Source organism: Streptomyces sp. NPDC050806 (assembly GCF_055586425.1).
Genome location: NZ_JBVJIF010000011.1, coordinates 1 through 24,737, shown reverse-complemented (window position 1 = coordinate 24,737; position 24,737 = coordinate 1). Strand labels below are relative to the sequence as shown.

Annotated in this window: 21 protein-coding genes; 7 read left to right on the top strand and 14 right to left on the bottom strand. The window is 74.3% G+C overall.

Annotated elements, in window-relative coordinates:
* Positions 1–67: 67 nt before the first annotated feature.
* The 8 genes from fxsT to ACZ6WH_RS31745 form a co-directional block, all read right to left on the bottom strand.
* Positions 68–3,064 carry an FxSxx-COOH system tetratricopeptide repeat protein gene (gene fxsT / locus ACZ6WH_RS31780; protein WP_432858741.1) on the bottom strand — a complete coding sequence of 999 codons (2,997 nt, stop codon included), beginning with the start codon at positions 3,062–3,064 and terminating at the stop codon, positions 68–70.
* 100 nt (positions 3,065–3,164) lie between these two features.
* Positions 3,165–4,562, bottom strand: coding sequence for an aKG-HExxH-type peptide beta-hydroxylase (locus tag ACZ6WH_RS31775; protein ID WP_469732756.1), 1,398 nt, complete (start codon positions 4,560–4,562; stop codon positions 3,165–3,167).
* Positions 4,559–5,761 carry an FxsB family cyclophane-forming radical SAM/SPASM peptide maturase gene (locus tag ACZ6WH_RS31770; protein WP_469732754.1) on the bottom strand — a complete coding sequence of 401 codons (1,203 nt, stop codon included), beginning with the start codon at positions 5,759–5,761 and terminating at the stop codon, positions 4,559–4,561. Before ACZ6WH_RS31770 ends, ACZ6WH_RS31775 begins: the two co-directional genes overlap by 4 nt.
* A 160-nt stretch (positions 5,762–5,921) precedes the next feature.
* Positions 5,922–6,152, bottom strand: coding sequence for an FxSxx-COOH cyclophane-containing RiPP peptide (gene fxsA / locus ACZ6WH_RS31765; RefSeq protein ID WP_469732752.1), 231 nt, complete (start codon positions 6,150–6,152; stop codon positions 5,922–5,924).
* 58 nt (positions 6,153–6,210) lie between these two features.
* Complete coding sequence (locus ACZ6WH_RS31760) at positions 6,211–9,507, bottom strand: SAV_2336 N-terminal domain-related protein (RefSeq protein WP_469732749.1); 3,297 nt, start codon at positions 9,505–9,507, stop codon at positions 6,211–6,213.
* 4 nt (positions 9,508–9,511) lie between these two features.
* Positions 9,512–10,534: an AAA family ATPase gene (locus ACZ6WH_RS31755; protein WP_361555486.1), complete on the bottom strand. Its 1,023-nt coding sequence runs from the start codon at positions 10,532–10,534 to the stop codon at positions 9,512–9,514.
* Positions 10,535–10,644: 110 nt separating this feature from the next.
* The gene (locus ACZ6WH_RS31750; protein ID WP_469732747.1) at positions 10,645–12,672 is read right to left on the bottom strand and encodes a VMAP-C domain-containing protein; all 2,028 of its coding nucleotides are present in this window, start codon (positions 12,670–12,672) and stop codon (positions 10,645–10,647) included.
* Entirely contained in the window at positions 12,669–13,100 is a 432-nt protein-coding gene (locus tag ACZ6WH_RS31745; protein WP_469732745.1) for a CU044_2847 family protein, read from the bottom strand. Before ACZ6WH_RS31745 ends, ACZ6WH_RS31750 begins: the two co-directional genes overlap by 4 nt.
* Before the next feature lie 126 nt (positions 13,101–13,226).
* On the opposite strand from ACZ6WH_RS31745, the gene ACZ6WH_RS31740 reads away from it, so the two are divergent.
* The 4 genes from ACZ6WH_RS31740 to ACZ6WH_RS31725 all read left to right on the top strand — a co-directional run bounded on the left by ACZ6WH_RS31740 (position 13,227) and on the right by ACZ6WH_RS31725 (position 16,507).
* The gene (locus ACZ6WH_RS31740; protein WP_018536135.1) at positions 13,227–13,406 is read left to right on the top strand and encodes a DUF6104 family protein; all 180 of its coding nucleotides are present in this window, start codon (positions 13,227–13,229) and stop codon (positions 13,404–13,406) included.
* A gap of 114 nt (positions 13,407–13,520) precedes the next feature.
* Entirely contained in the window at positions 13,521–14,399 is an 879-nt protein-coding gene (locus ACZ6WH_RS31735; RefSeq protein ID WP_469732743.1) for a DUF4097 family beta strand repeat-containing protein, read from the top strand.
* A 3-nt stretch (positions 14,400–14,402) separates the two neighbouring features.
* The gene (locus ACZ6WH_RS31730) at positions 14,403–15,449 is read left to right on the top strand and encodes a PadR family transcriptional regulator (RefSeq protein ID WP_469732741.1); all 1,047 of its coding nucleotides are present in this window, start codon (positions 14,403–14,405) and stop codon (positions 15,447–15,449) included.
* A 179-nt stretch (positions 15,450–15,628) separates the two neighbouring features.
* Positions 15,629–16,507, top strand: coding sequence for an SCO6745 family protein (locus ACZ6WH_RS31725; RefSeq protein ID WP_469732739.1), 879 nt, complete (start codon positions 15,629–15,631; stop codon positions 16,505–16,507).
* Between the two features lie 36 nt (positions 16,508–16,543).
* Here ACZ6WH_RS31725 and ACZ6WH_RS31720 read toward each other — a convergent pair whose 3' ends face one another.
* The 6 genes from ACZ6WH_RS31720 to ACZ6WH_RS31695 form a co-directional block, all read right to left on the bottom strand.
* Positions 16,544–17,095 (bottom strand): Clp protease N-terminal domain-containing protein, encoded by a 552-nt coding sequence (locus ACZ6WH_RS31720; RefSeq protein WP_469732737.1) that lies wholly within the window; start codon positions 17,093–17,095, stop codon positions 16,544–16,546.
* Complete coding sequence (locus ACZ6WH_RS31715) at positions 17,095–17,304, bottom strand: helix-turn-helix domain-containing protein (RefSeq protein WP_361555465.1); 210 nt, start codon at positions 17,302–17,304, stop codon at positions 17,095–17,097. Before ACZ6WH_RS31715 ends, ACZ6WH_RS31720 begins: the two co-directional genes overlap by 1 nt.
* A gap of 91 nt (positions 17,305–17,395) precedes the next feature.
* Positions 17,396–18,628, bottom strand: coding sequence for an extracellular solute-binding protein (locus tag ACZ6WH_RS31710; RefSeq protein WP_469732735.1), 1,233 nt, complete (start codon positions 18,626–18,628; stop codon positions 17,396–17,398).
* A gap of 204 nt (positions 18,629–18,832) precedes the next feature.
* Positions 18,833–19,441: a HutD/Ves family protein gene (locus ACZ6WH_RS31705; RefSeq protein WP_469732733.1), complete on the bottom strand. Its 609-nt coding sequence runs from the start codon at positions 19,439–19,441 to the stop codon at positions 18,833–18,835.
* Complete coding sequence (locus tag ACZ6WH_RS31700; protein ID WP_432858717.1) at positions 19,441–20,403, bottom strand: zinc-binding dehydrogenase; 963 nt, start codon at positions 20,401–20,403, stop codon at positions 19,441–19,443. The genes ACZ6WH_RS31705 and ACZ6WH_RS31700 overlap by 1 nt, the downstream gene beginning before the upstream one ends.
* A 219-nt stretch (positions 20,404–20,622) precedes the next feature.
* Complete coding sequence (locus ACZ6WH_RS31695; RefSeq protein ID WP_361555453.1) at positions 20,623–21,828, bottom strand: NAD(P)-dependent malic enzyme; 1,206 nt, start codon at positions 21,826–21,828, stop codon at positions 20,623–20,625.
* Positions 21,829–22,368: 540 nt separating this feature from the next.
* On the opposite strand from ACZ6WH_RS31695, the gene ACZ6WH_RS31690 reads away from it, so the two are divergent.
* From ACZ6WH_RS31690 to ACZ6WH_RS31680, 3 genes are all read left to right on the top strand, one after another.
* Complete coding sequence (locus ACZ6WH_RS31690) at positions 22,369–23,337, top strand: ABC transporter substrate-binding protein (protein ID WP_432858715.1); 969 nt, start codon at positions 22,369–22,371, stop codon at positions 23,335–23,337.
* A 57-nt stretch (positions 23,338–23,394) separates the two neighbouring features.
* Positions 23,395–24,336 (top strand): amino acid ABC transporter permease, encoded by a 942-nt coding sequence (locus tag ACZ6WH_RS31685; RefSeq protein ID WP_469732730.1) that lies wholly within the window; start codon positions 23,395–23,397, stop codon positions 24,334–24,336.
* A gap of 29 nt (positions 24,337–24,365) precedes the next feature.
* Positions 24,366–24,737, top strand: a 372-nt coding sequence (locus ACZ6WH_RS31680) for an ATP-binding cassette domain-containing protein (protein ID WP_469733204.1), incomplete at its 3' end; no start/stop codon positions are given.

Here is a 24,737-nt window from a genome sequence, read left to right as displayed (position 1 = left end):
CGCCGCGAGCGGATTCCGGCCTAGTGCGCGGGGCGGCCACGGCACGCGCCCCGCCGCTGACGCACCCTCAGATGATCTGCGGTTCGAAGTCCCAGAAGGGCCGGGTGCGGGCGCGCGCCGAGACGGTGTGGGCGTGCTGCGGGCCCAGTACGGTGCTCAGCCCGGTCAGCGCCTCCTCCTCCAGCTTGTCGGCCTCCTGGCGTTTGCGCAGGCCGCGCAGGTCCGCGGCGAGCGCCACCTGGCCGGAGAGGGTCAGTGGGTGGCGCAGGCCGAGGGTGGCGACGGCCCGGGTGACGGTGTCCCGGCCCAGCTCCGCCGCGCTCTCCGGGTCACCAGCGAAGTTGCGGGCCGCCGCGGCGTTCAGCGCGCACCCCAGTGTCCAGGGGTGGTCGGGGCCGACGGCCCGGTCCATCCCCGCCAGCGCCTCCTCGGTCAGCAGCAGGGCCTGCTGCCGTTCGCCCGCGGCGCGCAGCACCAGCGCGTGGTTGGCCTGCGCGCCGATCGCGTACGGGTGGGCCTCGCCCAGCTGGAAGCGGTACCGGTCGGTGACCCGCTCGCCGATCTCCCTGGCCTGGTCCAGGCTGCCGTGCTCGCGGGCGAAGCAGGAGTAGCTGACGCCGACCATGAGGGTGAGCGGGTCGGCCTCGCCCAGCACCCGTTCGCAGCGCTCCAGGACCCGGCCCAGCAGCCGGCCGGCCTTGGGGCGTTCGCCGGAACGGTAGTAGCACAGCCCGAGGTTGTGCTCGGCGCGGAGCGTCTGGGGGTTGTCGTTGCCCATGACGATGCGGTGCACCCGGGCGCTGTGCTCCTGGACCGAGGTGGCCTCGGCGTACCGGCCGAGCAGCCGCAGGTCGGTGGCGACGTGGATCTCGGAGAAGAGGGACCAGTTGTGGCGCGGGCGCAGCAGCTCGCGGCGGGCCTCCAGGGTGCGGCGGTTCAGCGCGAGGGACTCGGTGTAGCGGCCGAGGAGGCGGAGCGAGACGGCGAGGTTGTTCTGCGCGTTGAGGGTGCGCGAGTCCTGCTCGCCGACCAGGTCGGTGTAGCCCTGCAGGACGGTGGTGGACAGCTCCAGCGCCTCGTCGAAGCGGCCGAGGCCGCGCAGGTCGGCGGCGAGCCCGTTGGCGGCGCGCAGCGTGTCCAGGTCGCGCGGGCCCTGGGTGTCGCGCAGGTGGTCCAGGACGATGCGGTCCAGCGCCTCGGTGGCGGCGTAGTCGCCGGTGGCGCGGAGCAGGTTGGCGTAGTGGTAGCTGAGGTCCCAGATCCGCGGGTGGGTGTCGCCGAGCGTCTCCCGCCAGCGGGCGAGGGCACGTTCGGCGAGCTTGAGCCCGGCGCGGTACTCACCCGAGAGGTACATGTACCGCAGCACGTTCAGGACCAGGTTCTGCACGTCGGGGTCCCGGCTGACCAGGACGTCGGCGGCCTTGAGGTGCTGGGCGATCTCGGCGAACCGCGGCCAGAGCCGGGTGTCGGTGGGGCGCAGCGGATCGGCCGCGGCCAGGGCGCGCTGGGCGACGCGGCTGTACTCCTCGATCTGCCGGTCCGGCATCAGGGCGCGGACGGTCTGGTGGACCATGCGGTGCATGTAGAGGATCTCGCCGCCGGGCGAGACGTCGTCGGCGGTGACGTCGTGGGACTCGATGCGCACGACGGAGTACTGCAGGAGCTTGCTGAGGGCCTGGTTCCACAGCAGCGGGTCGTTCATCAGCCCGGTCAGCTCCTCCGGCAGGTCGCCGGGCGGGAGCTCGCGGAGCAGCCGTACGGGGATGGCGGCGGGCGCGAAGAAGGAGCACAGCCGCAGCAGGTCGACGGAGGCGGGGACGGCCTCGCTCAGCCGGTTCTGCAGTATCGACCAGGAGGTCTGGTACGTCATCGGGAAGTCGTGGGCGACCCGGACGACCTCGGCGTCGGCGCCGCTCTCCAGCAGTCCGACGTACTCGTCGACGGACATCGAGGAATCGCTGAGCCAGCCGGCGGTCTGGTCGAGCAGCAGCGGCAGGTCCTCCAGGGCCTCGGCGAGCCGGCCGGCCTCCTCGCGGTCCAGGCGCGGGGCGCGCCGGCGTACGAAGGCGATGGACTCCTCGCGGGTGTAGACGGGGACCTCGAACATCATGCTGTTGTGCTCGCCCCACTCGCGGTTCTGCGAGGTGAGCAGTACGTGGCCGGGCCCGGAGGGCAGCATGTCGGCGACGTGTTCGGGCTGGTCGGCGCCGTCCAGGACGAGCAGCCAGCGGGAGGAGGGGTCGCCGCGGCGGAGCGCGTCGCGGACGGCGCGCAGCCGCTCGCCGTACTCCTGCCCGGTGGTCAGCCCGAGGGCGGGGGCCAGCTCGGCCAGCCGCTGGCGCATGGGGGTGCGCTCGCCCGCCGAGACCCACCACACCACGTCGTACTCGGAGCCGAAGCGGTAGACGTACTCGGTGGCCAGCTGGGTCTTGCCGACGCCGGACATGCCGTACAGCGTGCAGACGGCGGCGCCGCGCTCGGCCTGCTGGAGGCGGTGGTAGACGTCGGCGAGGAGGGGCTCGCGGCCGGTGAAGCGGGTGTTGCGGCGCGGCACGCCGCCCCAGACGCGCGGCTGCTCCTGGGGGTAGCGGGGGCCCTCGCCGTCCTCCTCCGGTTCGGGGTGCGGGTCGGCGTCGATGCCGAGCCGGGCCAGCAGCCGGCGTTCGGCCTCGCGGGCCCCGACGTCCGCCAGTTCGGCGGCGCCGAAGACGGCGGTGGCGGTGGGCAGCGCGTTGGTGGTGACGGAGACGGCGGCGAACTTGTCCTGGCGCTCGGCGACGACCGTGCGCAGCGCGCCGTTCCACTCGTCGTGGCTGCGCGGGCCGAGCTGGATGTACCAGTCGCTGAGCACGATGAGGACGGTGCCCTCGGCGAGCGCGAGGTCGCGCAGCGCGTCCTCCAGCGGGGTGCCGGCGCGGGGGTCCCAGCGCTGGAAGGCGACCCGCATGCCGTGCCGTTCCAGCCGGTCGCCGATCCAGGCGGCCCAGGCGCGGTTGAACCCGGCGAAGCTGATCGTGACGGGTGGCCGGCCTCCGTGGGAAAGGGTCCTGCGCGCTGCGGGCATTCGAACGACTCCCTCGTCTTGCGTACGAACGAACGGCCGGGCAAGGACCGTCAGAGCTGCCCTCGTGGGGAACATACACCGGCGAACCGGCCGTCGGCGGTCATCGCGCGTGCTGACGTCGCCACATCGTCCGCGAGGTCTCCACGTAAGCGCTCGCACGGGCCAAGTAGCCCTCCGGAGGCGGTCGTTCCCGCAATCGGGTGAGCCGTTCCGCTATGGCTCCGGTCAGCACGCGGCCGGCCGGGGTGAGGGCGCGCGAGCCGAGCAGCGTGGGCAGCGCGGCGCCGACCTGTTCCCGGCAGCGGGAGTGCTCGGCCCAGGCGGTGTGGCGCTCCAGCGCGTTCTCGGCGGTCAGCGCGAAGCGCTGCCAGTAGTCGGCGAGGGCGAGGTGGGAGTACGTGCCCTGGAGCAGCCCGTCGAAGGGGCGCGGGTCGGGCCGCCAGGGCGCCCAGTGCCGGGTGGTGCCGGTGTCGTGGTGCAGCGGTGTCAGCTCGGTGAGCGCCGCGAGCTTGGCGTGCTGGAGCTCGTGGACGAGCGTGGCGGCGAGGAAGGCGGCGGTCTGCGGTGCGGAGCTGAGGACCGCACCGAACGCCTCGCGGCGGGTGCCGCTGCAGTGCGCGGGGCCCGCGGCGTGCGGCCCGGCCTGGGGCGGCGGCGCGAGCGGCACGATGCAGTCCAGCAGGATCCCGGCCTCCAGGGCGCGGGTCGGGCCGCCGCGCTCCAGCAGCGGCCGGGCCCCGGCCCAGGCGGCCTGCCAGCCGGCGCGTCCGTCCGCGCCGAGCGGTTCGGCGGGCTTGAGTCCGTGCCGCTCCAGGCCGCTGTCGGCCGTGCGGAACGGGTCGAGGTCGTCGAGGAGCACCGGGCGCGGGCCGCCGGTGAGCGGGCGCAGCGGCCGCCACGCGGGGTCCGACGACTCCCAGACGCCGTCGGGCCGGCGGCACAGCACGGCGGGCGGCCCCGCGGCCGGGCGGAGGGTCAACCTGCCGTCCCGGTGGGTGAGTTCGACGTCGGGCCGCGGTCCCCGGTGTCCGGCGTCCGTGCCGCGCAGGGTGTGGGCGCCGAGGGTGGGCAGGGCGAGCGTGCCGTTCGCGGCGCGCAGCCGCAGCGTGAACGGGAGCCCGGCGCGGGCGGCGGCTGCGGCGGCGACGGCCCCGAGGTGTTCCAGGTCGGGCAGGAGGTCCGGCGGCGGGACGGCGGCCGCGAGGCCGCGCAGCACGCGCCGTACCCAGGGCCCGAGGAGCGGGTAGTACAGCACCTGGCGGGTGGCGTCCCGGCCCGCGCGGTCCGCCGCCTCCAGCAGTCCCCAGTGCTCGGCGACCCGGGCAGCGGCGGACCGCGGCACGGTGGGGGTACGGGCGGTGTCCACCGCGTCCAGCAGCGCGCGCAGCGCCAGCAGCCGCCGTACCCGCTGGTCGTCGACGAGCAGCCCCAGCGCCTCGGCCCCGCCTTCGGACCGGCCCAGCTCGCGCAGCAGGTCCAGGGGTATCCGGCTGCTCATCGCGCGGGCCCCCGCGCCGCACCGGCCAGCCGTCCCGCCGCGTGCCGGATCAGGCGCTGGAGGTCGGCGCAGTACACCGAGGGGTTGGCGAAGCCGCTGCCGCGCCGGTAGCGGTGCGCGTACTGCCCGCCGCCGCACACCCGTACCAGCGGGCAGGCGCGGCACACGGGGGCGAGGGCCGCGGCGCCCGCGTGCCGGGCGGCGACGCCGGGATGCCGGAGCGCGTCGTCGAAGGTGTGCCGGAAGACGTCCAGGCCGGTGGCGGCGGCGCCTTCGTACGCGGACTTCAGGGAGTCGACCTGTTCGATGCTGCCGTCGGTCTCCACGACGACGGCGGTGAACGGGGTCAGGCCCAGCGACTCGCCGCCCGCCGGCGCGCCCATCAGCAGCGCCAGGCACTCCTCGAAGAGCCGGACGCCGGGCTGTCCCGGGCCGCCGTCCCACCAGGCGTCGAAGGCGGCGGCGAGCCAGTCGCCGTACGGGGTGGGGCGGTCGGCGGCGCCGGGAGTGAGGCCCGGTGGCGGGGTGGTCCAGTTGCCGTGCGGGAGCAGCAGGTCCAGGCGTGGCGGGCGGAACGCGGCGAGCGAGGCGTAGGTCTCGGCCGGGTCGGTGCGCGGGTCGACGACGGCGAGGACGCCGGCGTACGCGTCCGGCTGCACCTCGGCGAGCAGCCGCAGCCCGCGGACAGCGCGCGACCAGGCGGGGCGCCCCGCGTGGTCCACGCGCGCGGCGTTGTGCGCGGGCAGCCCGCCGTCGAGGCTGACGCCCACCCGTATGCCGTGTGCCGCGAGGGTGCGCAGCCGGTCGCGGGTGAGCAGGGTGCCGTTGGTCTGCACGGTGGGGTGCAGGGCGCAGTCCTCCGGCATCAGGGCGCGCAGCCGGTCCACGGCGCGGCCGAGCCGGCCGGCGCCGGCCAGCAGGGGCTCGCCGCCGTGCAGGACGAGGGCGGCGTGCCGGAGGCCGTGGGCCGCCGCGTGCTCGGCGATCCGCCGGGCCGTGCGGTCCAGTACCGCGTCGCTCATCATGGCCGGGCGGTCCCGCCAGCCGTGGTCGGCGGCTTCGTAGAGGTAGCAGTAGCGGCAGGCGAGGTTGCAGTGGCCGTGCACCTTGAGGACGAACTGCCGGAAGGGGTGCCCGGAGGAGGGGACGTCCGGCCGGTCCGCCGCCGGGCCCGCGTCCCGTACGGTCTGCTGCGCCACGTCGGCACCCCCAAAGCCGCGGCCCGCGCAGGGGCGGCCCCCGTCGCCGGTCCGTGGCGGAGTATCCCTGCGGGGCGGCGTCACCAAACCGGCTCCGATCGGCCGTGTCCGGTTCCGTCGGTCCCAACGACCGAAAATGTTCGGGTGACGTCGGTTCACGTCAGAAAGCGCTGTTGAAGCCCCACAGCATCTCGGTGGGCTCGTCCACCCGCGTCCGTATCCGCTCCAGCACCTCGGCCAGTACCGGGTGCTCCACCGTCCGCAGCTCCGCGAGGTCCAGGGCGAGCAGGTCCGGCAGTTCGGGCAGCCCGTCCACCGGCGGCACCGCGGCCCCGTCCGCCCCCGCGCGGTCCACCGGCCGCGCCTCCGTGTCCTTGCCGCTCGCGCTCATCGCTTGCCCCTTCCCGCCAACTGCCCCCGTTGCGAGGTCGCTTACAGGCTGCCGCCTGTCACCTGCCGATGTCCACGATCCGGCGCGAGGTCTCCTCGGCCGCCGGCCCGCCCCCGTCCGGCAGCCGCCGCCACTCCTCCAGGGCGAGCCGGTAGGCGTCCCGCGCGGCCCGCGGCCGGCGCGCGTCCTCGTACACCTCGCCCCGCAGGTGGTACGCGCGGGCGCGCAGCCGTACGGCGGGTGCGGGGTCGGCCGCGTCCTCCTGGGCCGCGCGCGCCGCGTCCGCGGCCCGCCGGTACGCGTCGGCCGCCTGCTCCAGCTGCGCGTCCAGGCGGGTGCGGCGGTGCGCCAGCCGGTGCGTGCCGCCCAGCTCCAGGAAGCACTCGGCGCGCACCATCGGGTCGGCGGCGGACTGCGCGGCGAGCCCGAAGAGGTGCTCGGCCTCCCGCAGGTCCACCCGGTCGTCGTCGGTCCTCCGGAGCATCAGGGCACGGCCGAGGGTCAGCAGCCGCCGCGCCAGCCGCGGGTCGCCGGCCGCGGTCTCCATCCGGCAGTCCCGCAGCACCCGGACCGTGCGGTGGATGACGGCCCGGCCGCCGGGCTCGCGGGCCCGGCGCATCAGTGCCCCGCCCCACTCCTCGATCAGGTCGCCGTAGCCCTCCCGGTCCCGCGGCACCGCCCGGCAGGCCGCTTCGTAACCGCGGTCGGCCTCCGCCAGATGCCGTACGTCGCCGTCCGCCTCGAAGCGCCGCACCGCCAGCCGGGCGGCGCGCACCAGCACGTTGGCCCGCTCGTCCGGCCCCTGCGCGGCCCGCCCCATCTCGTCGATCAGCCGTCCGGCGCGGTCCAGCGCGCCACCGGTCAGCGTCAGCAGCGCGTCCACCAGCTCCAGCCGGGCCCACAGCCGGGCTTCCCCGGGCGCGTCCTCGGCGGCCATCGCGTCGGTCGCGTGCGTGAGCGACTCCGCCGCCTGCTGGGCGTACGCCGCCGCCTGTTCGCGGTCGGCGGCCGTGCCGGACAGCCGCAGCAGCGCCCGCCCGTGCGCCAGCGGCAGACCGAAGGGCCGGTCCTCGTCGTACGGCCAGGCGTCGGCGAACGCCTCCAGCATCCCGACCGTCTCCTGCAGCAGCCCGCTGTCGCCGCCGAGCTGCCACTGCTCCTCCAGGACCCGCACCCGCTCCAGGGTGATCGCCAGGGCGTGCCACGGCTCCAGGCCCGCGGTCGCGCACACGGCGGTGAACTCCCGGTCGGCGCGGCGCAGCAGCTCCAGCGCGCCGCGCCCGTCGCCGGCCGCGCGCCGCTCCGCCGCCTGCCTGTGCAGCACCCGGCCCAGGGCCGCACGGGCCCGCGCGGCGCCGGACTGCGCGGCCGTGCGCGCCGCGTCGTGCGCCTCGCGGAGCAGCGCCCGGCCGCCCTGGAGCTCCCACAGCCGCAGCAGGGTCTCCGCCAGCTCGCTCCACAGCACGGCGTCGGCACCGCGGTGCCGTTCGCCCTCGGTGGCGTGCCGCAGCAGCTGCACCGCGTCGATGAGGTTCTGCACCATGCCGTCGGCGGCGAACCGCCGCACCAGGTCCTGGGAGCGGCGCACCGCCTCCGAGGACGCCGGGCCGCCGGGGCCCTCGTACGCGTCGGCCGAGACGCTGCGCAGCGGGATGAACCGCTCCAGGACGTGCGCCGCGACCTCGGCGAACGGCTGCGGGACGCGCACGCCGGGCCCGTCCGGCAGGGGCGGGGTGCGCAGCCGCGCCACCGACTCCACGGCGTCCGCGATTCGGTCGCCGGTGAGCTGGGCGATGGCGAGCGCCGGGAAGTTCGGGCCGCCCTTGCCGAACCGCTGTTCCACGTACGCGGAGCAGTGCTTGAGCACCAGCAGCGCCTCGTCCCTGCCCAGCGGCCCGAGCAGCACCTCCTGCACGCCCTTGACGAACTCGTACCAGGGGCCGCCGGCCATCGACTCGCCGTCCGTGCGCGTGAGCAGCCCGCCGAGCAGCACCTCCGACAGCTCCGCCGGCCCGGTACCGGGCAGCATCGTGCGCTGCACCAGCTGCATCACCGGCAGGCAGAGCGGTGCCGCGGCCAGATAGACGGCGAGCTGGGCCGCGCCGGGGGAGGCGGCGCGCCGGAAGCGCGCGACGACCTCGGTGGCGGGCAGCGGATCGCGGGGCCGCGGCGCGGGGGCCGGCGGCTGGTCGGCGCGGAGCCAGCCGACGGCGGCGGGCACCTGTCCCGCGCCCGTACCGGAGAGCAGCCTCGCCCAGGCGGCGAGGGCGCCCGCGGCGGGCGGCAGCACGGGGACCGGCAGCGCGCCGGGCGCGGCCTGCGCGGTGTCGCCCGTGAAGTGCAGGGCCGTGGCGTACGAGGGACCCTCGCCGCGGCGCAGCGTGCCGTAGGAGACGGGCAGCCGGGTGCGGGACCACATGCGCTGCGGGAGCGGCTGGAGGACGGCGAGCGGGCCGTGCCGGGCGAGCCGGTGCAGCAGCCGGTGGGCACGGCCGCTGCGCCACAGGGGCCCCGCGCAGTCGCTGACCAGGACGGTGACCCGGCGCCCCGTGGGGTCGCTGAGCTGGTCGGCGGAGCGTAACGGCGCATGGCCCGGCTCGAAGCGGCGGGAGACCGCGGGCCGGCCGTCCGGGCCCTGGTGCAGGAACTGCACCTGTACGTCACGGAAGGCACCCAACTGCGCGAAGACCTGCTGGAGTTCGTGCAGCAGCCGGTCCCATACGCACATCGAGGACGAGGCGTCCATCACCAGCTGGAGCGACGCCTCGGCCCGCGGCACCGCACGGAACACCGGCATCACCAGTCCGCCGGACCGTGCGCTGCGCTCCGCCGTCGCCCGCTCGTCCAGCACGTGCCGCACGGCCGGCGCCGCGCTGCGGTAGCGCTGGAGCGGGCGCAGCGCGCGCTGCAGGGCGAGCAGGTCGGGCAGCGCTGAGGCGGCGGGCACCCCCACGGGCAGTCCGGTGCCGTACGGCCCCGCGGGCGCGCCGGAGCCGTCCGCACCGCCGCTCACGGGCGGGTCCTGGCCGGCCGGGTAGAGCGCGACGCGGGAGGTGCCGGGCGGGCCGGCGGAGCCGCTGCCCGCCGGTTCGCGGTCGGGGCCGGTGCCGCTCGCGGGCCGGTCGGCGCGCGCGGGCGCCGCCGTCCGCGCTTCCGGCACCCCGGCGCCGGCGTCCGCCGGGCCGGCGTCGCTCTCCCGTTCCGCCGCGGCCTCGCGCGGCCGGTACCACTGCGCCAGCCACAGGGCGTCGGCCAGCTCCCCGGCGTCCGGGTCCAGGCCCGCGCCGCGCAGCGCGGCGACCACGTCGGCCCAGCTCTGCGGGGCGGTGGGGCGTCCTGCACGGTCCCGCGTCACGCCCTCACCTCGGCCGGTCGAGGCGCTGGATGAGGAGGTCGGCGAGCCGGTCGCGGGTGGTCGGGGCGGCCTGGTGGGTGAGGTAGATGGCGTTCAGCAGCTGGTCGGCGGCGAGCAGTTCGCTGCGGGAGCGTTCCAGGAAGCGGGCGATCAGGTCGTCGCCCGCGCGGGCCGCCTCCTCGCCGAGGTGCGCCCGTACGACCGTGGCCAGCCGCTTGTGGTCGGGCTGGCCCAGCTCCAGGTGGATGCAGCGGCGCAACAGCGGGGCGGGGAAGTCGCGTTCGCCGTTGCTGGTGAGGATGACGAAGGGGAAGGCGTGGCAGCGCACCCGGCCGTCGCGGATGCGCACCTTCTGCCCGTCGTCGGTGAGCACCTCGACCTCGGGCTCCCGCTCGGCCAGCCGCTCCAGCTCGGGAATGGAGAACTCGCCCTCCTCCAGGACGTTCAGCAGGTCGTTGGGGAGGTCGATGTCGCTCTTGTCCAGCTCGTCGACGAGCAGGACGCGCGGCTGCGCGGTGGGCAGCAGTGCCGTACCGAGCGGGCCGAGCCGGATGTAGCTGCCGATGCCGCCGGGCGCCGCGGCCTGCGCGCCGGGCCCGCCGGCCGCCCGGCTGCTCGCGGCGATCTGTACGTCCTGCAGCCGGGCGATGGCGTCGTAGTGGTACAGCCCGTCGCCGAGCGTCGTCCGGCTCACGATCGGCCAGCGCAGCACCCTGCCGAGCTTCAGCTCGTGCGCGACGGCGTGCGCGAGGGTGCTCTTGCCGGTGCCGGGATTGCCGGTGACCAGCAGCGGCCGGCGCAGGTACAGCGCGGCGTTGACGATCTCCAGCTCCTCGGCGCTGGGCCGGTGCATCTCCGCGACGTGCTCGCCGAGCCGCCGGGTGGAGGAGCTGTCGGTGGCGGGGCCCGGCGCGACGAGCGGGGCGCCGTCGAAGTCCCGCCAGGGCGGTGGGTCGGGAAGCGCCGCGATGCCGTCGTGGGGCTCGCCCGTGCCGCGGTAGATGAGCCATTCGTTCGGTTCGCTCACTGCGAACTCCTCGTCACTGGTGGGTCATCGGCGGTTGCGCACCGGCCACGCTCCGACCGTATCGGGACCGGCGGCGGCCCGGTAGGAGCACACGGAAAGCCATGTGACCCTCACGGTGTCTCCAGCACGTCGTCGTCCCCCGGGAGCGGACGCCCGGGATCGTCGTACAGCAGCGTGATCCCGCGTGACCAGTATGCTTCCGGCTCCGCCGCGCCGATGCCGGCGCGCAGCTCACGGACGGCGGCGGGCAGCCGGTGGGCGGTCGTCCCGCTCTTCACCGTGCGCAGGATCCCGCGGTGGTACTCCCCGCACACGGGGTCCATGCGCTCCCTGCGCCACAGTGCCACCGGATGGCCGCCGGCGACGATCCGGCGGATCGCCTCGCGCCCGCCGTCGCCGCCGGGGACCCGGCACAGCACGGGGAAGAACCGCGCTTCCAGATCGCGCAGCGCGTCCGCCGTGACCTCCTCGGGGCGGCCCTCGTGGCAGTCCACGCAGGCGTGTTCCATGCCGTCCTCGTGCAGCCGCGCCCAGCGCTCCCGCGCCACGGCCCCCGGCGCCGCGCCCTCCTCCGGCGGCGGCTCGGCGGGCCGGTCGGCGCAGCGCACCACCACCGGCCGCAGCTCGCCGATCGGCGGGGAGCCGGGCGGAATCCGCCAGGTGTCCACCGCCAGGTCCAGCAGCGCCTGCCGGAGGGCGACCTCCAGGACGGCGGGGCGGCCCGGCTCGTCGCTGCGGCGGAACGCCTCGCCGAGCGGCCCGGCCAGCTCGGCGGGCAGGTCGGCCGGCGCCGTGCCGTGCCGGCCCTCGCCCAGCGGCAGGTCGCCGGTGGGTCTGCTCGCGGTGATGTACCAGTCGAACCGGCCCTGCTCCCAGGCGCGTTCGGTGATCTCCAGAAGCACCGAGGGCAGCGGGACGGCGGCCGCGGTCTCCTCCGCTCGCCGGGACCGGCCGACCGCGCGGGCCCGCACCCGGGCGTGCCACTCGGCACCCAGGCGGTTCCTTGCCAGCGGCGGCAGTTCGGTCATCGCCAGGTCGCGCACCCAGTCCCAGACCGCGTCCGCCGCCTCGGCCGCCGCCGGAAAGGGGTGCTCGGCGGTCGCCGCGTACACCGCGTACCGAAGCACAGCCTCCAACTCGCTGTGGGTGTCCCGCAGTTCCAGCCGGTCGAGGTAGACCTCCAGGCCCTCGCGCCAGCCGCGGGGCGCGAGCCGCAGCCCCTCGCCACGTCTCGGGAGCAGCTCGTCGACCAGCGCCACCAGCGCGGGCGTGCCGGCCGGCGGCGGCAGCTGGGCCAGCAGGCCGTGCAGCACCACCCGGCGCTTGGGCGTCAGCGCGGCGACGGTGGCGGCCGCGGCGGGCAGTCCGCTCTGCGCCTCGGTCCAGGTGTCCCGGGCCTCGCTGACGTCGGCGTGCAGATCGGCGTGGTGCCGGTCGTGGGCGTGCAGCACGCGGTGGTACGGGTCGTCCTCCTCGCGGCCGATCCGGACGCCGGGGACGCCGATGCGGCGCAGCTGGGCCAGCGGGATGCCGAGCCCGCCGTCCCGCGCGCCGCCCCGCCGGCCCTTCAGCACGCCGATGACCTCGCCGCGCTCCACGTCGACCAGCGGACCGCCGGACAGCCCCGCCGGCATCTCGTCCTCGTTGCCCAGCCGCAGCAGCCCCTGGTCGCCGAACTCGCCACGGACCCCGCAGCGCCCGTCGAACGCGCCGACCGTCCCGGCGATCTCGGTGTACCCGAAGTAGGCGACGCGCTCGCCGCCGTGCGCCCGCCCCGTGCGCGGCGAGAGCCAGCAGCAGGCGTGCGTGGTGGGCCGGAGCAGCCGGATCAGAGCGAGGTCGGGCGCGGGCAGCCAGCCGTCGGTGCGCACGGCGGGCTCGGCCCATTCGACACGGCCGCGCACGCTGCCCCCTTCGAAGCCGACGCCCACCTCGCCCCCCTCGCCCTCCAGCGCCACATGGGCGCAGGTGAGCACCCAGTTGGGGGCGACGAAGAAGCCGCTGCCCCACAGGGACGGCTCCGGCAACCCTTCGTGGGGATACCCGTCGTGGGCGGCGTGGATGCGCACGGTGGCGGCCTTGACGAGCGGGGCGAAGCGCCGGGAGAAGTACGCGTCCGGATCGTGCGCCCCGTTCATGCGCCGCCCCCGGTCCCGCCCTCCGCGAGGTCGGCGGGCGGGCCGCCCTGCCAGGTGAGGGTGACGTTGATGGCGGCCTTGGCCTCGCCGTCGGCGAGCAGCCCGACCAGGCTGCCGGACTTCCCGCTCAGCTCGATCCCGAACTGCACGCTGACCTCGTCGGGCCGCAGCCCCCGCAGCGCGCCGGCGAGCGACCGCGCGACGCCGTGCACCAGCCCGTCCAGGCTCTCCATCCGCCCGACGACGCGATCGGTGAAGAAGCCGCTGTCGACGTAGTCGGTGCCCTCTCCCCCGCCGCGCCGCCCGCTGTCCACGTACGCCGCGCTCCGGGGCCGCGGCAGGAGCCCTTCCGCGCCGGATATCCGGGCCCAGACGGGCGTACCGTCCGGCAGTTCGATGCGTGCGACACGCGTCGTGTCCTCGCTCATGCCACCCCCCGCTGCAGCTGCGCCAGGAGGCCGGCCGGGCACTCGGTGCCGATGCGGACCCCCCGACCGCGGCTGCCTATCCTGACCTGGAATGTCTTACCCCTACCCCTTTAGCGGAGCGCTCACGTGTATTTCACCGACCGAGGCATCGAGGAGCTGGAGAGCCGGCGCGGCGAGGAGGAGGTGACCCTCGGCTGGGTCGCCGAGCAGCTGCGCACGTTCGTCGACCTCAACCCCGACTTCGAGGTCCCGGTGGAGCGGCTGGCGACGTGGCTGGCACGGCTGGACGACGAGGACGACGAATAGGGGCGCACGGCGGCGCCGGGGCGCGCGGCGCTTGACGTGACACGACCGCGATATATCGTGTTCCGTAGGGAACGCGATATGTTGCGTTGCCCGTCCACACAGGGGAGGCCTGTCATGTCCGTCAGGGAAGAGTGGCCGGACGGCCCGGTCGAGGTGACCGGACCACGCACGCTCGACGTCGACGCGGCGGTGAACGCGCTGCAGGTACGGGTGTACGGCGGCACCGTCAACGTCGTCGGCAGCGCGACGGCCGAGCGCACCCGCGTCGAGATCGGCGAGGTCAAGGGCCCGCCGCTGACCGTCTCCTACGACGACGGCACGCTCACCGTCGGCTACGACGACCTGCCCTGGCGAGGGCTGCTGAAGTTCCTCGACCGCAAGGGGTGGCAGCGCGACGCCGTCGTGTCGGTGACCGTGCCGGCCGCCACCCGGGTCGAGGTCGGCACGGTCGGCGCGAGCGTCGTGCTCTCCGGCGTCACCGGACGCACGGAGCTGCGCGGCGTCTCCGGCGACACCACCCTGGTCCGGCTGACCGGGCCGGTCAGGGCCGAGACCGTCACCGGCAGGGTCGAGGCGCAGGCGGTCACCGGCGACCTCCGCTTCCAGTCCGTCTCCGGCGATCTGACCGTCATCGACGGCGGCGGCAGTTCGGTGCGGGCCGAGTCGGTCACCGGCGACATGGTCGTGGACCTGGACCCGGCGGCCAGGGGCACCGACGTGCACCTGACGACGGTCTCCGGCGAGGTCGCCATCCGGCTGCCGGACCCCGCCGACGCCGAGGTGGACGCCAGCACCACCAGCGGCCGGGTCTCCAACGCCTTCGACGACCTCCGCGTCGGCGGCCAGTGGGGCACCAAGAGCATCACCGGGCGGCTCGGCGCGGGCACCGGGCGCCTGAAGGTCACCACCGTCTCCGGCTCCCTGGCGCTGCTGCGCCGCCCGCGCTCCGAGGACGCCCCCGCCGACCCGCCTGCCGACAAGAAGGTGCTGTAACCCATGCCCCCCGTCTTCGCGCACGGCCGTCTCCGTCTGTACCTGCTGAAGCTGCTGGACGAGGCGCCCCGCCACGGTTACGAGATCATCCGGCTGCTGGAGGAGCGCTTCCAGGGCCTGTACGCGCCGTCCGCCGGCACCGTCTACCCGCGGCTGGCCAAGCTCTCCGACGAGGGCCTGGTCACGCACGCCACCGAGGGCGGCCGCAAGGTGTACTCCATCACCGACGCAGGCCGCGCCGAACTGGCCGCACGCGGCGGCGAACTCGCCGAACTGGAGCTGGAGATCCGGGAGTCGGTGGCCGCGCTCGCCTCCGACATCCGTGAGGACGTCAGCGGCTCGGCACGCGACCTGCGCCGCGAGATGCGCGAGGCCGCCCGGGCGACCCACAAGCAGGGCGCGCGCACGGGCGGTACGCGGTCCGGCAGCGGCGGGCCGCAGGGCCACCCCGACCCGGCGGACTTCTTCGACCGCGCCTACGGCGACCCCGACGCCTGGCGGCAGGCCAAGGAGGAGTTCCGGCGCGCCAAGGAGGAGTGGAAGGAGCAGGCCCGGCGGGCCAAGGAGGAGAGCCGGCGCGCCAAGCAGGAGGCGCAGCGCGCCCGCAAGCAGGCCAAGAACGCCAAGGACTCCGCGCGCGAGGAGGTGCAGGAGGCCATCCGGCGGGTGCAGGAGAAGACCCAGGACCACGTGCGTTCGGGCGACTGGCAGGGCGCGGTGCGCGAGGCGCTGTCCGAGGTGTCCCGCGAGGTCGGCCGCTTCACCGACGGCCTCACCGGCGCGGCCGGCCCGGCCGGCCCCACCGACCTCACCAAGGACACTCCCCCCGGGGCGGACACGACGGCCCCGCCCGCCCCGGCGTGGGCGAACGATCCGGCCACCGGCGACCCGGCCCGCGACCTGGACCGGTTGCTGGACCGGTTCCGCGACGACGTCCGGGACGCCGCACGCGACCACGGCGTGGACGAGGAGCAGTTGGCGGAGGCGCGCAGGCAGCTCGCGGCGACCGCGGCGCACATCGGTGCGCTGTTGCGCCGCTCCGCACGATAGTCACACACGGTCATTTTCGAAGGGCTGGGTTCACCCCGGGTAATCGGGGCACCCGGCCCTTCGCAGGGCCGCACGTCCGCCCACGGACCGACTACGGCGTTCCGTAGACCCCTGGCCTTGCCCACGCTTAGAGTCAACTCTTCTCGCTCATAGGGATCTTGAAGGCCATGAGGTGTGCGATGTCGGAATATCCCGCGGTTGCCCGTCGGCTGTGGCACCAGCTCGAACCGCTCCACGCCACCCTCTACTACTCCCCCGAGGCCTTCGAGGAAGCAGCGGCCCTCGGCTACGACGTCGGCACCCGCTGGCCCAGCTACTTCGCCTGGCGCACCGCTCCGCTGGGCGCCGCCGGGCCCGAGCTGGTCGCCGCCACGTACTACAGCTTCAGCCCGCGGATGGTCGAGCAGTACGTGCCGCTGATCTGGTCGACCGCCGCGCCCGCCAAGGTCCTCGAGGCCCGGCTGCGCGCGATGGACCGGGTGCTGCGCCGGCTGATGGGCGACCGGCTGACGAAGGACCAGGTCACGGAGGCGGCCCGGCTGGCCCGGCAGGCCGCGGAGAACGCCATCCCCGCCGCCCGCCCGCTGGCCGCCGCCAACCTGGACCTGCCCTGGCCCGCCGAGCCGCACCTGGAGCTGTGGCAGGCGCTCACCGTCCTGCGCGAGCACCGCGGCGACGGGCATCTGGCCGCACTGCTCACCGCGGGCCTGGACCCCTGCGAGTCGCTGGTCTCCTTCGCCGCGGTGGGCGCCGCCCCCGAGGACCACTTCCGCAGCCGCGGCTGGACCTCGGCGGAGTGGCGCCAGGCCCGGGACCGGCTCGCCGCGCGCGGCTGGATCGCGCCCGACGGCCGGGCCACCGACCGCGCCCGCGAGGGCCGGGAGGAGATCGAGCGGCTGACGGACCGGCTGGCGGCGGGCCCCTGGCGGGCGCTGGGCCGGGCCCGCGCCGACCGCCTCGCGCAGCTGGTCAACCCGCTGCTGGCGGCCGTCTTCGAGTCCGGGCACCTGCCGAAGGCCACCACCCTCGGCATCGGCCGGATACGGGTCGCGTACTGACGCCCGCCACCGGCGCCCGGACGACGGCCGGCGCCGTCAGGCCGCCCGGGACCGCTCGGCGAGCACCCGCTCGACCTCGCCGCGGGTCACGCCGTGCTCCGCCAGGACGGCGGTGGCCACGCCGGTACCCGTGGTCAGCGCGAGCAGCAGGTGCTCGTCGCCGATGTGCTTCTCGCCGCGGCCGAGTGCGATCCGCAGCGAGCGCTCCAGCACGCTCTTGGCCTCGCGGCTGAACGGGCGCCGCCCGAAACGCGCCCGCGCCCTGGGGCGCGCCAGTGCGCCGGCCCCGTGCTCCGCCTCCACCCGCGAGACGATCTCCTCGACGTCGATGCCGAGCCCGGCCAGGGCCGCGGTGTCGGCCGGCGAGAGCCCGCCGCGACGGCGCGCCTGTGCCAGCGCCTCCGTCACCGCCGCCCGGCGCGCGGACGCACCGAGCGCCGCCAGCGCCCCGGCCGCGGGCGTGTCCTCCCGTTCCAGCAGGGCGAGGAGCAGCTCCTCCTCGCCCACCGTGCCGCTGCCCGTGCGGTCGGCGCAGGCGACGGCGCCCCGTACGACCTCCCGGGCGCTCACCGTGAATTTCTCGAACATCAGCGCCTCCCGTGCTTCTTGTGGACCGCCTGCCGGCTGACGCCCAGCTCGTCGGCGATCTCCTGCCACGACCAGCCCTTCACGCGGGCACTGCGTACCTGTACGGCTTCGAGCTGCTCCAGCAGCCGGCGCAGGGCGGCGACGGCCCGCAGCCCGATACGCGGGTCCCGGTCGCCCGCCCGCTCGGCGAGTTCCGTTGCTTCCGTCATGGTGTCAACGTAGGTTGACATGACTCACGCGTCAACCACGGTTGACGAACGAGGTGCGGCACGGACCGGCACGGCCGCTCAGGAGACCTGCTCAGGAGACCTGCGACATCTCGCTGTCCGCCTTGTGCTGGATCGCGGAGAGCACGGCCGCCGGATCCCCGCCCTCGCTGACGGCCCGGGCGATCCGCTTCTGGAGCGCGGCGGTCACCTGCGGGCCGCCGACCGTGTCCAGCTGCGGGAACTGCGCGTCGCGCAGCTGGTCGACGAAGGGCCACAGCGCACGGTGGTGGCCGTCGGCGCGCATCGCCTCGGCGGCCGGGACGGTGACCGGCAGCGTGCCCTGGTGCTCGGCGTACCGGGTGACGTTCGGCGTGCTGTAGAGGAAGTCCAGGAAAGCGCCCGCCTCCCGGGCGTGCCCGCGCTGCTGGAACGCCACCAGCCAGTCGGTGCTGCCGGTGGGTGTCGCGGTGCCGCCCTGCCGCCGCGGGAACGGGGCCGTCGCGTACGGCAGGTGCGCCCGGTCGGCGCGCGCCATCAGCGCCGGGTGGGCGAGCAGCATGCCGGCCTTCCCTTCGACGAAGGCCCGGTAGGCCTCGGACCGGTTCAGCCCCGCGCCCTCGGGGCCGGTCAGCCCCGGGACCACCAGCCGGTCGCGGACGGCGCGGAGCGCGGTGGTGTTCTGCGGGGAGTCCAGGATCCAGCTGCCGCCGAGGCCCACGTAGGAGCCGTTGTTGCCGAGCAGCCAGCTCAGCGCCTCGTCCTCGGCTGCCTCCGGCCCGAGCTGCAGCGCGTACGGCGTGCGCACGCCCGCTTCCCGCAGCGCCGCGGCGTCCGTGGCCAGTTCGGACCAGGACGTCGGGGGACCGTCGAGATCGGCCTTCTTGAACAGCTTCTTGTTGTAGAAGAGGCGCGGCGTGCTCGCGCGGAACGGCAGCCCGTACTGCACGTGGCTGATCTCGCCCGCGCGGGCCAGCGCCGGGACGAAGTCCGCCTGGGTGGCGATGGAGAGCAGATCGTCCGCGCTGTAGAGCCGCTCGGACCGCGCGTACGAGGCGAAGGCGCCCGTCTGTGCGATGTCCGGCGCGTTCCCGGCCGCGACGCGGTCCGCCACCGCCTCGGTCAGCCGGGTGTGCGGCACCGGGTCCAGTTCGACCGCGATGTCCGGGTGCCGCTTCTCGAAGGCGGCGACGAGGCCGTTCCAGTAGGCGGTGGCGTCCGCGCCGTCCGCGCCGTAGTCGGCCACCACCACCTTCAGGGTGACGTCCGCGTTCCCCGGGCCGCCCGTGCCGCACGCGCCGAGCGAGAGGGCCAGCGTGGCGGCCACCCCCGATGCCGCGCACCGGAGACCGGCCGCCCGTCTCATCGCCCCTGCTGCCCGCCCCGCCGCGCATAAGGAAGCGCGTCGCCGCCGTATGACCATGTCCGCCCCTGTGCCGAATTCCCACTGGCGAACGAGTGGTTCCCCCCGGCCGTCCCTCCGCCATCCCTGGGCACATGCTCACCCACGGGTCGCACACGGGCGCGGAAATCAGCCGCCGACTGCTGTGACGGACGGGACGAGTGTGACGACGGCGGCGACACCGTCCGGGCCCGCGTCGAGGTCGGCAGCGGTCCCCGCTGACAGCAGCGCGGCGTCGTACCGGCCGAGCCGTACCGGCTCCCCGGCCGCGGCGGGCGTCAGCAGCGCCTCACCGGCCACCGCCACGACCAGTACGGCCGCCTGCGGGCCCGCCGCCGCGCGTACCGCGTACCGGCCGCGGGCCATCGCCACGTCGGCGGCGCACCGCCCCTCCCGCACCATGACGTTGAAGTTGACGACGGGGCCGCCGGTGAGCCGGCAGTCCGTGGCGGCGCAACCGGCGAACGACAGCGGCCGGAACCGCTCGGTGACGGCCGTCCGCTCCCCGTCGATCGTCAGCTCCAGCCCGTCCCCGGCCACCATCGTGAGGATGCGCCGGACGCCGGGCAGCGGGGAGTACGGGCCGTCCCGGTCCACGTCCGCCAGGCTGACCCGCCAGGCGAAGCCGGACCAGCCGGCGCCGGGCGGCCCGGTGGCGATCTCCCGGGTGGTGCCGCCCCCGTTGCTCCAGGGGGCGGCGGCGCGTCCGGCGGCCGGCAGCAGTCGTACGGGCTCCATCAGACGGTCAGCACGACCTTGCCGAAGAGGTCACCCTCCGCCATCTTCGCGAAGCCCTCGCGGGCCCGGTCCAGCGGCAGCTCGGAGTCGATGACCGGCTTGACGCCCTTGGCGGCGCAGAAGTCCAGCAGCCCGGCCAGCTCCTCCTTGCTGCCCATCGTCGAGCCGACGACCTTCAGCTCCAGGAAGAAGATGCGGTTCAGCTCGGTCTTCTCGGGGTTGAAGCCGCTGGTGGCGCCGGAGATGACGAGGGTGCCGCCGGGCTTGAGGGACTTCACCGAATGCGACCAGGTGGCCGCACCGACGGTCTCGATCACCGCGTCGACCCGCTGGGGCAGCCGCTCACCGGACGCGAAGGCGCCCTCGGCGCCCAGGTCCAGCGCCCGCTTGCGCTTGGCCTCGTCCCGGCTGGTGGCGAAGACCCGCAGGCCCGCGGCCGCGCCGAGCACGATCGCCGCGGTGGCCACGCCGCCGCCCGCGCCCTGGACCAGTACCGAGTCGCCGGGCCGTACGCCGGCGTTGGTGAAGAGCATCCGGTACGCCGTCAGCCAGGCGGTCGGCAGGCACGCGGCCTCCGCGAAGGTGAGGCCCTTCGGCTTGGGCAGCACGTTCCAGGCCGGGACGGCGACCTGCTCGGCGAAGGTGCCCTGGTACCGCTCGGTGAGGATGGAGCGGGGCTCCTTCGGGCCGACGCCGTGGCCGGTCTGGCCGATCACCGAGTGGACGACGACCTCGTTGCCGTCCGCGTCGGTGCCGGCCGCGTCGCAGCCGAGGATCATCGGGAGGGCTTCTTCGCCGAGCCCCACACCGCGCAGCGACCAGAGGTCGTGGTGGTTGAGGGAGGCGGCCTTGACGTTGACGGTCGTCCAGCCGGGGCGGACCTCCGGAGCCGGGCGCTCGCCCAACTCCAGGCCGCTGAGCGGATCGTCACGGTCGATTCGGGCGGCGTAGGCAGCGAACATGATCCCAACGTAGGCGTCGGGTGCACCGTTGTGGAACCACTACGCGGTGTGACACGCGCCCCTTCAGGGGCGCGGGGAACTGCGCGCTCAGCCACGGCGTGGCGGCACTCGGCGGAGGCGTACCCCTACGGCGCCGGCGCTGCGCCCCATACGAGGCCGGGTCCGCTCTCCCCCAGGGGAAGCGGACCCGGACCACAGGCGCCGGCGGCGCCATCGGCGTCAGCGGCGAGCGACGCCCTCCGCACGGGCGGCGGCGGCCACCGCGGCCGTCACCGCCGGGGCGACCCGCTCGTCGAACGGCGAGGGGATGACCTTGTCCGCGCTCAGCTCGTCCGCGACCACGGCGGCCAGTGCCTCGGCGGCGGCGAGCTTCATGCCCTCGGTGATCTGCGACGCGCGCACCTGGAGGGCGCCCGCGAAGATGCCCGGGAAGGCGAGCACGTTGTTGATCTGGTTCGGGTAGTCGCTGCGCCCGGTGGCGACGACGGCGGCGTACTTGTGCGCCACGTCGGGGTGGATCTCCGGGTTCGGGTTGGCCATCGCGAAGATCAGCGAGTCCTTCGCCATCTTCGCCACCGCCTCCTCGGGGACCGTGCCGCCGGAGACGCCGATGAACACGTCCGCACCTTCCAGCGCCGACTCCAGGGAACCGGTGAGCCCGCCCTTGTTGGTGAAGCCGGCCACCTCCCGCTTGACGTCGGTGAGGTCCTCGCGGTCCGCCGAGACGACGCCCTTGCGGTCGCAGACCGCGACGTCGCCGATGCCCGCCTCGATGAGGATCTTGGCGATGGCGACACCGGCCGCACCGGCGCCGGAGATCACCGCACGCAGCTGCCCGAGGGAGCGGTCGGTGAGCTTGGCGGCGTTGCGCAGCGCGGCCAGCGTGACCACGGCGGTGCCGTGCTGGTCGTCGTGGAAGATCGGGATGTCCAGCTTCTCCTGAAGCCGACGCTCGATCTCGAAGCAGCGCGGCGCGGAGATGTCCTCCAGGTTCACGCCTCCGAAGGAGGGCGCGAGCCGCACCACGGTGTCGACGATCTCATCGGTGTCGGTCGTGCCGAGCGCGATCGGCACCGCGTCGACCCCGCCGAACTGCTTGAAGAGGATGGCCTTGCCTTCCATCACGGGAAGGGAGGCCTCCGGGCCGATGTCGCCGAGCCCGAGCACCGCGGTGCCGTCCGTGACCACGGCGACGACCTGGGACTTCCAGGTGTAGTCGTGGACGAGTTCGGGCTGCTCGGCGATGGCGCTGCACACCTTGGCCACGCCGGGCGTGTACGCGAGGGACAGGTCGTCCCGGTCACGCACCGGCACTGTCGCCTGGACGGCCATCTTGCCGCCCCGGTGGAGCGCGAAGGCCGGATCGAACGGCTCTCCGTCCGTGCTGTCGCTGTCGCTGCGAGGATTGACGATCTCCGCTGCCACTGGTCTGACCCCTTTGTCGTAAATCAGTTGAGGGTGGCCACTCCCTGGTTGAGGGGTGGGCGGGCACCGCGTCCGCGCCCTGAGCAGCGGATGCCCGCCGCGCGGGGGGAGGTACGGACGCCGGGCGCGCCGCACACGCGCCCTGAGCCCCGGATGAGGGGTGTAACGACCCTTTGTACCCGACGGGCGTGCGCCCCGACGAGTCGGATTGGTTACCCTCGCGTTCGCGATTCCGACAATAACCGCGAATACCGCGGAAAGCAGGAGCCCGGATCACTCGGCGTCCACATGCCGAGACTTCCGTTCCGGTAATGCCTCCCGCAAGGCCCCCGGCGGACCCGTCATCCTTCGTTGACCAGCCATGGCCCGTCCGTTATCCGATTTTGACCTGAGCGACAGTCCGAATAACGGAGTCCGGATGGCAAGATTCCGTGACCGAACGAGGTCGCGATGCCCGAAGGTGTGCGCCCGGCCCCACTCCCGCCGGCTTTCCACGCCTCGGTCCGCAGTCGGCTCATTCCGATCCGCAGGAGGAAACGCATGACCGCAAGCTCCACCCGTCGCCCGGCTTCCGGCAGGTCACGCGCGGTCGCCGGCGCGGCGACAGCGGTCGTGGCCGCCCTCCTGCTCAGCGGCTGCGGCGACCAGACGGACGCCGCCATCGCCGCCCGCGAGGCCGCGAAGAACCGTGACGTGCACGCGCCGCTCTTCAAGAAGCTGCCCAAGGCCGTCCAGGACAAGGGTTTCCTCCAGATCGGCTCGGACGCCACGTACAAGCCGGTGGAATTCCGTAAGAACGGTGCGATCGTCGGCATCGACCCCGACCTCGCCGAGGCCATGAGCAAGCAGCTGGGCATTCAGCTCAATTTCAACAACGCCACCTTCGACACCCTCATGGGCGGTCTGAAGTCCAAGCGCTACGACCTCGCGATGTCCGCGATGACGGACACCAAGGAGCGCCAGGAAGGCATCGACTCCACCACCGGCAAGAAGATCGGCGAGGGCGTCGACTTCATCGACTACTTCAACGCCGGTGTCTCCCTCTACGTCCAGAAGGGCAAGAGCGGAACCGTCTCGGACTGGGCCGACCTCTGCGGGAAGACCATCGCCGTGCAGCGCGGCACCGTCTCGCACGACTACGCCAAGGACGAGTCGGCGAAGTGCAAGAAGGGCGGCCAGGAGGCGATCTCCATCGAGGCCTTCGACAACGACTCCGAGGCCCAGACCCGGCTGCGCACCGGCGGTGTGGACGCGGTCTCCAGCGACTACCCGGTCGCCGCGTACGCCGTGAAGACCTCCGGTGGCGGCAAGGACTTCGAGGTCGTCGGCGACCAGGTCGAGGCCGCTCCGTACGGCATCGCCGTGCCGAAGGGCCAGTCGGAGCTGCGGGACGCGCTCAAGGCCGCGCTGGAAGCGATCATCAAGAACGGGGACTACGCCAAGATCCTCGAAAAGTGGCAGGTCAAGGACGCCGGGGTCAAGGAAGTGAAGCTCAACGGCGGCTCCTGAGCCGTACCGCCCCTTCCCGCCCGCTGAACTCCGCCGAACCCCCGAAAGGCAACATCCGTGACTGTCGACGTCGACAAGGCGGCCCCGCCGCCGCAGGACGCCCCGCCCCCGATGCCCGAACCGATCAAGGCGATACCCGTGCGCCACTACGGCCGCTGGGTGGCGGCCCTGGTGGTCATCGGCGTGCTCGCGCTGCTCGTCCGGGCCTTCGCCACGGGCAACGTCAACTGGGGCGCCGTCCCGGACTACCTCTTCAACCCGGACATCCTGCGGGGTCTGCGCAACACCCTCCTGATCACCGTGCTGTCCATGGTGATCGGTGTGGTGCTCGGCGTGATCCTCGCCGTGATGCGCCAGTCCAAGAACCCGGTGACCTCGACCGTCGCGTGGTTCTACATCTGGTTCTTCCGCGGCACGCCGGTCTACGTCCAGCTCTTCCTGTGGTTCAACCTCGGCCTGGTCTTCCAGTACATCGACATCATGCCGATCTACAAGGACGAGTGGTCGGACTTCATGACCCCGTTCCTGTGCGCGCTGCTCGGCCTGGGCCTGAACGAGGCCGCGTACATGGCGGAGATCTGCCGCGCCGGCCTGACCGCCGTCGACGAGGGGCAGACCGAGGCCGCGCACGCGCTCGGCATGAGCCACGGCAGGACGCTGCGCCGGATCGTGGTGCCCCAGGCGATGCGCGTCATCGTGCCGCCGACCGGCAACGAGGTCATCAACATGCTCAAGACCTCCTCGCTGGTGATCGCCGTCCAGTACTACGACCTGCTGCAGTCCGCGCAGAACGTCGGCCGCGACTCCGGTGTCGTCGTCGAGATGCTGATCCTCGCCGCCGTCTGGTACCTGGTCGCCACCAGCGTGCTCAGCGTCGGCCAGTACTACCTGGAGCGCTACTACGCCCGCGGCTCCAGCCGCCAGCTCCCGCTCACCCCGCTGCAGCGCGCCAAGGCCAAGCTGTCCGGTGGTGCCAACCACCCCGGAGGTGCCGCATGACCGCCAAGACCGCTTCGAAGGCCGTCCCCATGGTGAAGGCCGAGGGCGTCCACAAGTCCTTCGGCCCGGCCCACATCCTCAAGGGCATCGACCTGGAGGTCGCGCCCAAGGAGGTCTTCTGCCTGATCGGCCCGTCCGGTTCCGGCAAGTCGACCTTCCTGCGCTGCATCAACCACCTGGAGAAGATCAACGCCGGCCGGCTCTCGGTCGACGGCGAGCTGGTCGGCTACCGCGAGGCCCACGGCAAGCTGTACGAGCTGCGGGACAAGGAGGTCGCGGCCCGCCGCCGCGACATCGGCATGGTCTTCCAGCGCTTCAACCTCTTCCCGCACCTGACCGCCGCGGAGAACATCATGGAGGCGCCGGTCCAGGTCAAGGGCGAGTCCAAGGCCTCGGCCCGC